The 10109-nt window shown below is 67.7% G+C and carries 15 protein-coding genes; 8 read left to right on the top strand and 7 right to left on the bottom strand.

Translation table 11 applies throughout. From position 1 onward, the window contains the following. Nucleotides 1-137: 137 nt before the first annotated feature. From ACTHJR_RS11205 to ACTHJR_RS11185, 5 genes are all read right to left on the bottom strand, one after another. Nucleotides 138-713: an outer membrane beta-barrel protein gene (locus tag ACTHJR_RS11205; RefSeq protein ID WP_440523262.1), complete on the bottom strand. Its 576-nt coding sequence runs from the start codon at nucleotides 711-713 to the stop codon at nucleotides 138-140. Between the two features lie 163 nt (nucleotides 714-876). Beyond that, nucleotides 877-1464, bottom strand: a complete 588-nt coding sequence (locus tag ACTHJR_RS11200) for a hypothetical protein (RefSeq protein WP_440523261.1) — start codon at nucleotides 1462-1464, stop codon at nucleotides 877-879. Continuing rightward, nucleotides 1461-2162 (bottom strand): hypothetical protein, encoded by a 702-nt coding sequence (locus ACTHJR_RS11195; RefSeq protein ID WP_440523260.1) that lies wholly within the window; start codon nucleotides 2160-2162, stop codon nucleotides 1461-1463. Before ACTHJR_RS11195 ends, ACTHJR_RS11200 begins: the two co-directional genes overlap by 4 nt. 125 nt (nucleotides 2163-2287) lie before the next feature. Next, nucleotides 2288-2602 (bottom strand): hypothetical protein, encoded by a 315-nt coding sequence (locus ACTHJR_RS11190; protein WP_440523259.1) that lies wholly within the window; start codon nucleotides 2600-2602, stop codon nucleotides 2288-2290. A gap of 72 nt (nucleotides 2603-2674) precedes the next feature. Then, nucleotides 2675-3103 (bottom strand): VOC family protein, encoded by a 429-nt coding sequence (locus ACTHJR_RS11185; protein WP_440523257.1) that lies wholly within the window; start codon nucleotides 3101-3103, stop codon nucleotides 2675-2677. Between the two features lie 61 nt (nucleotides 3104-3164). Here ACTHJR_RS11185 and ACTHJR_RS11180 point away from each other — a divergent pair, with 61 nt between their 5' ends. Beyond that, nucleotides 3165-3704, top strand: coding sequence for a 2'-5' RNA ligase family protein (locus ACTHJR_RS11180; protein WP_440523256.1), 540 nt, complete (start codon nucleotides 3165-3167; stop codon nucleotides 3702-3704). A gap of 189 nt (nucleotides 3705-3893) precedes the next feature. On the opposite strand, the gene ung is transcribed toward ACTHJR_RS11180, so the two are convergent. Together ung and ACTHJR_RS11170 are read right to left on the bottom strand one after the other, a co-directional pair. Next, nucleotides 3894-4592 carry a uracil-DNA glycosylase gene (ung, locus tag ACTHJR_RS11175; RefSeq protein ID WP_440523255.1) on the bottom strand — a complete coding sequence of 233 codons (699 nt, stop codon included), beginning with the start codon at nucleotides 4590-4592 and terminating at the stop codon, nucleotides 3894-3896. Between the two features lie 9 nt (nucleotides 4593-4601). Then, nucleotides 4602-4886 (bottom strand): GNAT family N-acetyltransferase, encoded by a 285-nt coding sequence (locus ACTHJR_RS11170; RefSeq protein WP_440523254.1) that lies wholly within the window; start codon nucleotides 4884-4886, stop codon nucleotides 4602-4604. Nucleotides 4887-5024: 138 nt separating this feature from the next. Here ACTHJR_RS11170 and ACTHJR_RS11165 point away from each other — a divergent pair, with 138 nt between their 5' ends. The 7 genes from ACTHJR_RS11165 to ACTHJR_RS11135 form a co-directional block, all read left to right on the top strand. Beyond that, complete coding sequence (locus tag ACTHJR_RS11165) at nucleotides 5025-5927, top strand: MBL fold metallo-hydrolase (RefSeq protein ID WP_440523253.1); 903 nt, start codon at nucleotides 5025-5027, stop codon at nucleotides 5925-5927. Nucleotides 5928-5930: 3 nt separating this feature from the next. Then, complete coding sequence (locus ACTHJR_RS11160) at nucleotides 5931-6455, top strand: hypothetical protein (protein ID WP_440523252.1); 525 nt, start codon at nucleotides 5931-5933, stop codon at nucleotides 6453-6455. 42 nt (nucleotides 6456-6497) lie between these two features. Beyond that, complete coding sequence (gene recQ, locus ACTHJR_RS11155; RefSeq protein WP_440523251.1) at nucleotides 6498-8267, top strand: DNA helicase RecQ; 1770 nt, start codon at nucleotides 6498-6500, stop codon at nucleotides 8265-8267. Beyond that, the gene (locus ACTHJR_RS11150) at nucleotides 8264-8776 is read left to right on the top strand and encodes a hypothetical protein (RefSeq protein ID WP_440523250.1); all 513 of its coding nucleotides are present in this window, start codon (nucleotides 8264-8266) and stop codon (nucleotides 8774-8776) included. Before recQ ends, ACTHJR_RS11150 begins: the two co-directional genes overlap by 4 nt. A 64-nt stretch (nucleotides 8777-8840) precedes the next feature. Further along, nucleotides 8841-9269: a TIGR01244 family sulfur transferase gene (locus tag ACTHJR_RS11145; protein WP_440523263.1), complete on the top strand. Its 429-nt coding sequence runs from the start codon at nucleotides 8841-8843 to the stop codon at nucleotides 9267-9269. Continuing rightward, nucleotides 9266-9664: a hypothetical protein gene (locus ACTHJR_RS11140; RefSeq protein WP_440523249.1), complete on the top strand. Its 399-nt coding sequence runs from the start codon at nucleotides 9266-9268 to the stop codon at nucleotides 9662-9664. Before ACTHJR_RS11145 ends, ACTHJR_RS11140 begins: the two co-directional genes overlap by 4 nt. Nucleotides 9665-9675: 11 nt before the next feature. After that, the coding region (locus tag ACTHJR_RS11135) for a sterol desaturase family protein (RefSeq protein WP_440523247.1) at nucleotides 9676-10109 on the top strand (434 nt) is incomplete at its 3' end.

The raw sequence follows: 10109 nt of genomic DNA, 5'->3' as shown, positions 1-10109 counted from the left end.
CCGACGCCGCTCGCTCCCGGAGATCATTCGAATAGGGTCTCGCCATGATCGCTGGCCTCCATCCCCAGCCACCAGGTTGAATCAGATCTCAACCCGCTTGGGAATCCCCATTCGATTCAATCAATCAGAAAACGAGTCTAGAAGCGGACGCCGACACCCGCCGCGACGTGGCGGCGCTGCAGGTTGATGCCGTAGAAGCTGCCGTAATCGGCGTAGTTGATCTCGCCCATCACATAGACGTTCTTGGTGACGTTGACGTCGACGCCCAGCGCGCCCTGCACGCCTTCCTTATGGGCATCGGCGGAGGCGCCGCCGCTGCTGGCATTGAAGCTGATGCGGGCATAGCCGGCCTTGGCGTAGATCACGACCTTCGGCGCGACGACGAAGCCGAGACGGCCGCCGACGCCCAGATTGCCATTCTCCTTCAGGCAGCTGCCGCTGTCGCACAGCGAAACGCTCGAGCCTTCGTAGACCGCATAGGCGCCGATCGTGACGTTCTTGGCGCGCAGGTCGAAGCCGACCTCGCCGCCGTACGACACCGCACTGCCGATCTTGTAGATGCCGCTGTTATCGCTGACGGTCGGCGTCTCATAGCCGATGCGCGCCTCGAGGCGGACGCCCGACAGCTTGGCTTCGTCAGCCGGCTTGTCCTGCGCGAACGCGACACCCGGGACGCACGCCATCAACGCGGCGAGCGCGACAAACTTCTTCATGATTATACCCCCACACTCATTGGTGTTCGACCGGCAAGTCGCCAGGACGGCGCGCCAGACGCGTGCCGCTAGGATAAGACACCTCTATTGTCCAGTAGCCTATTCGTGCTCCCTACCCATTATGGATCAAGCATTTAGGTCCGTTTCGGCGGGGTCAGTATAGCTATCGCGCGCCGCCGCGTGACGGCTGGAGCGGTACGGCGCCGACTGCCGCCCGGAAATCGGGGTCGTCGATCAACGTGCCGACCAGGTCCGCGTACAGCGCGGTGTACATCCGGTCCGCCTTGTCGATCGCGATCACGCCGAAATACGAACTGCCCCAGCGCCGCTCGACGCGCAGCCGCTTGCGCAGCAGTTCGCGCCCGTCGCGCGTGACGACGAATTCGGCGCCGAGCCGGCCGCGCGCTTCGCCGATCGGGGCGCCGACATCGCTCTCGGTCAGCGTGCCGCCGATCGCGATCGGCGCGGTCGCGTCGAGCTTTCCCGCCGCGGCGAGCTGCGCCTTGAGCGTTTCGCCGAGATAGGCGGCGAACGACCCGCCCTCCGGCCGGACTTGCGATACGCGGATCCCCAACGCCTTGTCGGACAGGCCGGGCGCGGCGGTGAAGCTGCCGACCGCCATCGCCGGCAGTCGTGCCGCGCCGATCCGGTCGATCACCGCGATAGACGGCTGCGGCGCGGGCATGCGCGGGATGGCGCACCCGCCGAGCGCGACCGCCGCGGCGAGCGCGGCCAGCCGGGCGACGGTCACGATGCCGGCGCGGTCGCCGCCGGGCTCGGCGCGGGTGCCGCCGCGGCGACGGGAATCACCACCGTCGCGCCGCTCGCGGCGGGATAGGCGGGATCGCCGGCGATCGCGTTCAGCGTGTGGCTGACGGTTAGATGGATCATCGTCTTCGCCGCTTCCTCGAACCCCTTCACCTTGACGACATCGGGCGGCAGCGTCTTGTTCCCGAACTTGAAGATGATGCGGTAATGCTCGACCTTGACGATCGGCGCCCCGTTGGCCGGCGTATAGGTCGACGTCACGTCGTAAGTGTCGCCCGCGATCACCCCGGCGAGGCCGAGCGTCAGGCCGGCGGCGAACCCCTTTTTGGCGGCGCCCTTGTCTGGAATGTCGTTCATCAGGATGGTCAGCCGCCCGCCATTGGCCAAGGGAGTCGCGCTGGTCGCGCCGAACACGCCGGTCGCCGCCACTTCCTTTTCGATGATCGGCGAGGCGTATTTGGTCGCCTTCGCGTTGGCGACGCCGTCGGTCTGAAATTCGGAAATCAATTGCACCGGCGGTGGGTTGGTCACCGCGACCTTCTCGGCGGCGGTCAGTTCGACCAGCTTGTTCTCGACATAGACGGCGGCGTGCGCGGCGCCGGCGATGGCGATCGTCGCGGCGCAGCCCGCGAGCATGATGCGACGCACCGACAGGCGCCCGCGATCGGCGATTGAAACCATGGATTGCCCCTCCCCACAAACGGTCCAGGCCGGACCGTCGTGCGCATCTTGGCGAGGCCGGCGGCCCAGCGCAACGGGGAAGAGCGGGGAGCGCCATCGCCAGCGCTCCCCGCCGTCTCGCGCGGTCAGCGAACCTGCGCGTCGTGCTTCTGGCGATAGATGGCGCGGCTGGTGCGGTCCTGCATGCGCTCGATGCGATAGCGTTCGCGACCGTTGAGCCCGCCGCCCGACGCTCGCGCCCGCGCTTCATAGCGTGCGATGCGGCCTTCGCGCCGTTCGAGCCGATAGGCCTCGCGGCGATTGAGCTCGCCGGTGCGGACGCCGTTATAGATGCGATCCTGCTGGCGATGCTGGCGCTGGTTGATCCGTGCCTCGGCCGGCGCGGCGGCAGTCAGCGCGGCGAGCCCGATCAGGGCGGCACATAAGAGCCTGGTACGCATGTCTCTTCTCCTCTCGGTTGCAATGCCGCGAGGATAACGGGCGGGCGACGGCCACCCTTCGGTCCTGCCGGCTCAGATCCAGCCGGGCGCATGGACGATCTCGAGCTTGAGTCCGTCTGGATCGGCGAAGAACACGGCATAATAGTCGCCCGAATAGTCGGGATAATGCGCCGGTGGGTCGAGCACCGGAATGCCGCGCTCGACCAGCAGTGCGTGCGCGGCGTCGACCGCGGCGCGGCTTTCCACTCGCCACGCGAGGTGGTGGAGGCCGGGTGCATAGCGATCATGCCCACCCCCGCTGGTCGCGACGCGGATGCCGATCGACGCGCCGAACGGCTCGCGGTCCTTCAGGTCCCATTCGCAGCCGTCGCGCTGGTCCTTGACCTGGGTATAGCCGAGGAAATCGAGCACCGGACCATAGACGCGCCTGGCCGCCGCGACGTCCGATACGCTCAGGTCGATATGGTGGACGGCGCCGCGATTGGCCCCTGCGTCGGTCATGAGTCGACTCCTTCAGCCGTAGAACATATCATGAACATATCACCCGATTCGGAGGAACGCCATGCTGTTGCAAAAGCTCCATCGCCTGTTCTTCGCCATCAAGCCCGCGCTCCACGTCGTCCCGACGATCGAGGCGACGCGGCGGCTCTATTGCCCGGGGCGGCCGGTCCGCGGCGAGCACCTCCATGTCACGATGGAGATATTCGACGACCATATCGGCATGCCCGAACGGCTGGTCGAGCGGCTGATCGCGGTCGGCAACGATATCGACATGCCGGGCTTCCTGCTGTCGATGGGCCGCGTGGTCGGCACCACGCAATCGGTCGCACTGCGTCCCAGCGGCCGCTCGACCGGGCTGTCGCTGCTGCAGCGCGCGATCCGCGAGCGGGTCGCCGATGCCGGGCTGTCGAGCCGCGAGGGATGGACCTTCAATCCGCACATGACGCTCGGCTATCACGCCGGCGCCGCCTTCGCGCGGGCGATCGATCCGATCAAATGGCAAGTCGAGGAATTGGTGCTGGTGCTGAGCCATGTCGGCGAAACGCGCCACGACATCGTCAGCCGCTGGGAATTGGCACCCGAGCTGCCGCTGTTCCAGTGAGCTGTGGGCGCAAATCCTCCCCGGAACGGGGAGGGGGACCGCCGGGCGTAGCCCGGTGGTGGAGGGGGCCCCTTCCTGCGGCTACCTCCTGGCTTGTTGCTCGTTTGTCGCGGGCCCCCTCCACCAAGCCGCTCCGCGTCTTGGTCCCCCCTCCCCGTTCCGGGGAGGATTCGAGCGCCGAACGCCCGATCAGCCGATCGCCGGCAACGCCCAGTCGATCGGCTTTTCGCCATGCGCTTCCAGGAACGCATTGGCCTTGGAGAAATGACCGCAGCCGAAGAAACCCGAATAAGCCGACAGCGGCGACGGATGCGGCGCGCGCAGCACGAGATGCCGGCCGCCGCGCTCGGTCGACTCGACGAACGCCGCCTTCTTCTGCGCGTGGCTGCCCCACAGCATGAACACGACCGGCTTGGCACGGGCGTTGACCAATCGGATCACCGCGTCGGTGAAGCGTTCCCAGCCGCGCCCCTGATGCGACGCCGCCATCCCCATCTGCACCGTCAGCACCGCGTTGAGCAGCAGCACGCCCTGTTCGGCCCAATGTTCGAGGAAGCCGTGACGCGCCGGCGGGATGCCGAGGTCGCTCTCCATTTCCTGGTCGATGTTGACCCGGCTGGGCGGCGTGCGCGTCCCCGGCTTGACCGAGAAGCACAGGCCGTGCGCCTGGCCGGCACCGTGATAGGGGTCCTGCCCCAGGATGACGACGCGGACATTGTCGAGCGGGGTCAGGTCGAGCGCGCGGAACCACTCGGACCCCCGGGGAAAGATCGCCTTGCCCGCGTCCTTCTCGGCGACCAGGAACTGGCGCAGCGCGGCCATATAGTCGCTGGCGAATTCGCCGCGCAGCGGCTCGAGCCAGCTCGGGTGAAGTTTGGGCTCGCTCATCGCCTCGCCTCAGGTCGTGTGCTTGACCAGGGGTTGGTATTCGGGATGGCGCTCGATGAACGCTTTCACGAACGGGCAAATCGGGATGACCTTGAGCCCGCGGTCGCGCGCCGAATCGAGCGCCGCGCGGATCAGCTTGGAGGCGACGCCGCGCCCTTCGAGCTTCTTGGGCACGAAGGTGTGGGTGAAGGTGATGGTGTCGTCGTCGAGCTGATAAGCGGCGATCGCGCGATGGCCGTCGACCTCGAGCTCGATTTGGTTCTCGGCCCGTTTGTCGGTGACGACGTTTTCCATGCTGGTTCTCCGCCAGAGCGTTTTCGAGCTGGGTGCAACAGCCAGCGGCCCGGAAAACGCGACCACAAAAAACCAGAGCGATTCGATAGGGTCGAACGCGCTCTAGCTGCCAGTCCCGCTTAACGGTAGCACCGCGTCATGCAACCCAGCCGCCGCACCGTCCTCGCCGCATTCGCCGCAATGCCGCTGATCGGCGCGGCGCCGGCCGGGCGCAACCGGGTCGTGCTGCTGGGAACCAAGGGCGGGCCGACCCCGACGCCGCTGCGCTCCGAGCCCGCGACGCTGATCGACTTGGATGGTCGTGCCTGGGTGGTCGATTGCGGCAACGGCGTCGCCAACCAGTTGGCCAAGGCAAGGATGCCGCTCGACCGGCTGGCGCGGATCTTCGTCACGCACAATCACAGCGATCATGTCGCCGATGTCGGCAATCTGATCGAAATCGCCTGGTCGTCGGGATTGAAGACGCCGGTCACCGTCCACGGCCCGCCGCCGATCCGCCAGATCGTCCGCGACCAGCTCGCCGCGCTCGCCTACGACGTCGAGGCGCGGATTCGCGAGGAGGGCCGCGTGCCGCTCGCGCCGCTGGTGTCGGTCGACGAGCGCGCCGAGCCGGGGTTGGTCGTGCGCGACGGCGGCACGATGGTGACCTCGGCCCTGGTCGATCACGAAACGATCAAGCCGGCCTTCGCCTATCGTTTCGACACGCCGGGCCGCTCGATCGTGCTCTCGGGCGACACGCGTTATTCGGACGCTCTCGTTCGCCTCGCCAAGGGTGCCGACCTGCTGATCCACGAAGCGATCTACGGCCCGATGATCGAGCGCATGGCGGGCGAGAATGCCGCGACCCTCGCCGACCATCTGCGCCGCAGCCACACCTTGGCTGAACAGGCCGGGCTGGTCGCTGCACGCGCTGGCGTGAAGAAGCTGGTGCTGTCGCATCTCGTCCCCGGTGCCGGGGTGAGCGATGCGATGTGGATCGCCGCGGTGCGCAAGAATTTTGCCGGTCCGGTGGTGGTCGGGCGCGACCTGATGGAGGTGTAGAGGATGCTCAAGGGGATGGTGGCGGCGATGCTGTTGCTGGCGCCCGTCGCGGCGATGGCGCAGACGGTGACGATCAAGCGCGGCGAGACAGTGACGCTGGCCGTCGACGATACGGGCCCGCGCGTGGTCGAGCGGGCGGCCACCGCGCCGACCAATTTCGAGATCGTTGGGTCGGCCGAGGCGCAGCGCGGGGATTATGACCAGGCGGTCGGCCCCAATTTCCAGCCTATGGGAAAGACCGGCGCGGGCGCGCTCGCCCCCAAGCCCGAAGCCGGCAAGATCGTGCTGCGGTTCATTCGCACGCCGGGCAAGGACCAGTCGCTGCTGTCGATCCAGAACGGCTATGATCAGGCGTTGGTCTATCGCGCGGTGATGCATGTCGGAAAGGATGCCCAGCCGACCGACGTCTGCCTGGTGGCGCCGGGCAAGCTCGGGATCGAACATTGGCCTTTCGCGATCGATACACTCGACCTGTCGGACCTGCGGCTGGTCGCATGGAAGGCGGGCGACCCCGTTCCATGCGTTTGAGGGTGCTCGACTTTGCCGGCGCGTGACGGGTAGGGCGATAGGGTGATCGACCCCGCTTCCGTTCTCCACTCGACCTTCGGCTTTCCCGCCTTCCGCGGCGTGCAGGAATCGGTCGTGTCGCGCGTGCTGGCGGGGGAGAATACGCTGGCGGTGATGCCGACCGGCGCGGGCAAGTCGCTGTGCTACCAGCTCCCCGCGGTGATGCTCGACGGCACCTGTATCGTCGTCAGCCCGCTGATCGCATTGATGCACGATCAGCTCCGCGCGGCCGAGGCGGTCGGCATTCGTGCCGCCACCCTGACCAGCGTCGACGAGAATCGCGCGGAGACGCGCGGGCGCTTTCTCGATGGCGAGCTCGACCTGCTCTACGTCGCGCCCGAACGCGCCTCGGGCGGCGATTTTCGCGAGCTGCTCGAACGCGGCCGCGTCGCCCTGTTCGCGATCGACGAGGCGCATTGCGTCAGCGAATGGGGGCATGATTTCCGCCCCGATTACCGCTTGCTGCGCCCGCTACTCGACCGCTTTCCGGCCGTACCGCGGCTCGCGCTCACCGCGACCGCCGACGCGCATACCCGCGCCGACATCCTCGACCAGCTCGGTATTCCGCGCGACGGGCTGATCGTCGCCGGGTTCGATCGCCCCAACATCCGCTATGCGATCAGCCCGCGCGACAACACCACGCGCCAGATCGCCGACCTCATCGCCGAGACGCCGGGACCCGGTATCGTCTATGCCCAGACCCGCGCCGCGACCGAGAAACTGGCCGAGGCCTTGGCCAAGACCGGCCGCCCGACCCGCGCTTATCATGCCGGGCTCGACCCCCAGGTCCGCGCCAGGAACCAGGCCGATTTCGTCGCCTCGGAAGACATGGTGATCGTCGCCACGGTCGCGTTCGGCATGGGCATCGACAAGCCCGACGTCCGTTTCGTCGCCCATGCCGGCCTGCCCAAGTCAATCGAGGCTTATTACCAGGAGACCGGGCGCGCCGGGCGCGACGGCGATCCGGCGATCGCGCATCTGTTCTGGGGCGCCGACGATTTCGCCCGCGCCCGTCAGCGGATCGGCGAGGTCGATACCGCGCGGCAACCGGGCGAGCGCGCCCGGCTCAACGCGCTCGGCGCTTTGGTCGAGACCGCGCAATGCCGCCGCAAATTGCTGCTGGCGCATTTCGACGAGCGCGACGCGCCCGATCGCTGCGGCAATTGCGACAATTGCCTGGCCCCGCCCGCCGCGATCGACGCGACGATGACGGCGCAGAAATATCTCTCGGCGGTGTTCCGCACCGGCCAGAGCTTCGGCAGCGGCTATGTCGAGTCGATCCTGACCGGCCAGTCGAGCGAGCGCAGCCTGATGAACGGGCACGAGCGGCTGTCGGTATTCGGCATCGTCGACGGCGAGGAAGCGGCGCTGCTGCGCCCGGTCGGCCGCGCGCTCCAGGTCCGCGATGCGCTGCGCACCAACCCGCACGGCGGGCTCGAATTCGGCCCCGGCGCGCGCGCGAGCCTGAAGCAAGGCGAAAAGGTCGAGCTGGTGCTGCCGCCCAAGCGCGAGCGCCGCCGCCGCGCGGGTGCCGCCGGCGGCACCAACCCGGTCGGCGATCCGCTGGTCGAGGCATTGCGCGACAAACGCCGCGAACTCGCGCGGGAAGCGAGCGTGCCGCCCTATGTCATCTTCCACGATTCGGTGCTGCGCGCGATGGCCGAACTCAAGCCCGACAGCCGCAATGCGCTCGGCACGATTTCGGGCGTGGGCGAACGCAAGCTCGAGGCTTATGGTGACGCCTTCCTGCAAGTCATCCGGGAGGCGGCATGATCGGATTGGTGGCATTGGTGCCGTTGCTGCTGGCGACGCAGGCCGCCGCCGATCGCCCGCAAGTGCCCGATGGCCCGCCGCCCGATCGTATCGTCGCTGGCCAGACAGGGCCGTGGGGATCGAGCGAGCGCAACTGGAGTATCGATCGCAGCGGGGCGGTCACGCTCAGCTACCGGGACCAGCCGCTGAAAGGCGGCGGCGACAAAGTGCCCGTGACCCATGTCGTCCGCTTTTCCGCCGGGCCGCAGGGCTTCGCCGCGGTGCGTGCCATCCTGCTGCCGATCGAGCGCTCGCGGGGACCATCCTATCGATGCCTCCAGCCCATCACCGATGCGGGCTCGGCGGGGGTCGGATGGGTCTATGGCGCCAGGATCGTCAATTACGGCCTCGACAGCGGGTGCCTCGATCGACCCGGCGATCCGGGTTGGGGACCGTTCCAAGAGGCGGATCGCCGGATAGACGCGATGGCGGCGGCCGCTACCGACCGGGTGACGGAGGACAGGCCTTGATCGAGCGCGGCAATCGCGTGAAGGCTGGCGGCGATGGGCGCATGAAGGACAAGGTGACGCGATGATGATCCGCAAGGTCGACGACAGCATTTCGGTGGCGCCGCAGATTTCGGTCGAGGACGTGGCGGCGATCAAGGCGGCGGGCTTCACCGCGATCGTCAACAATCGCCCGGACGATGAGGAAGCGGGGCAGATCCCGGGCGACGCGATTCGCGACGCGGCGCTGGCGGCGGGACTGACCTATACCGCGATCCCGATCACCCATGCCGGGTTCAGCTATCCGCAGATCGCGGCGATGGCCGAGGTGCTGGCGGGGGCCGAGGGCCCGGTGCTCGCGTTCTGCCGCTCGGGCACGCGGTCGTGCAATCTCTGGGCGCTGGCCCAGGCCAGGAACGGGGCGGATGCCGACGCGCTGATCGAAAAGGGGGCGGGCGCCGGCTACAATCTCGACGGTCTCCGGCCGCTGCTCGACCAGCTCAGGGCGCAGGCATGAGCCAGGACCAGCTGATCCAGCTGGCGGGGTCGGTGGTGGCGATCCTGGCGCTGGCCGGCGTCGCGCGCTGGCTCAAGCTGGGCGAAAGCCGCATCGCCAATGAGGACGATGCGCGCCGCTTCGCCGAAGAAGCATTGGCCGGATTCGAGGGCGGCCGCGCGCTCGTCTCGGGCGACGGCTGCGCGGCGTTGGTCGCCGGCCATGGCGCGATCGCGGTGGTCAAGCGCCATGGCGCCAAGGTCGCGGTGCGCCGGCTGGTCCCCCCGGTCGAAGTGCATGAAGCGGTCGAAGGCGCGACGGTCGAAACCGGCGAGCGCCTGTTCGGACCGGTCGTGTTGTTCGGCATCACCGCCGATCAGGTTCGCGGGCTGGAAGCGCCACTGACACTCGTGTAAGCAACGCGCCGATGGATGCGCACAAGCTCCCCGATATCGTCTCGCTCGCGGTGCCCGGCTTCGTGCTGCTGGTGCTGGCCGAGATGCTCGTCGCCTGGGCCAGGGACAAGAGCCGCTACGAGCCCAAAGACACGCTGACCAGCCTCGCGCTCGGCACCGGCAGCACCGTGGCCGGCGCGATCACCGCGGGCGCGATCTATGCGCTGGCGACCTGGCTGTACGGCCATTTCCGGATCGTGACCTTGCCCCATCCCTGGGCCTGGTATTGGTTCGTATTGTGCTTCGTGATCGACGATTTCGCTTATTATCTGTTCCACCGCTCGGCGCATCGCGTGCGCTGGTTCTGGGCGAGCCACGTCATCCACCACAGCTCGCAGCATTATAATCTGTCGACCGCGCTGCGGCAGACCTGGACCGGGTTCATCTCGATCGCCTTCATCTTCCG

Source organism: Sphingomonas sp., assembly GCF_051962185.1.
GTDB lineage: Bacteria > Pseudomonadota > Alphaproteobacteria > Sphingomonadales > Sphingomonadaceae > Sphingomonas.
The sequence above is the reverse complement of the archived record's forward strand: the minus strand, read 5'-3'. Positions and strand labels throughout refer to the sequence as shown.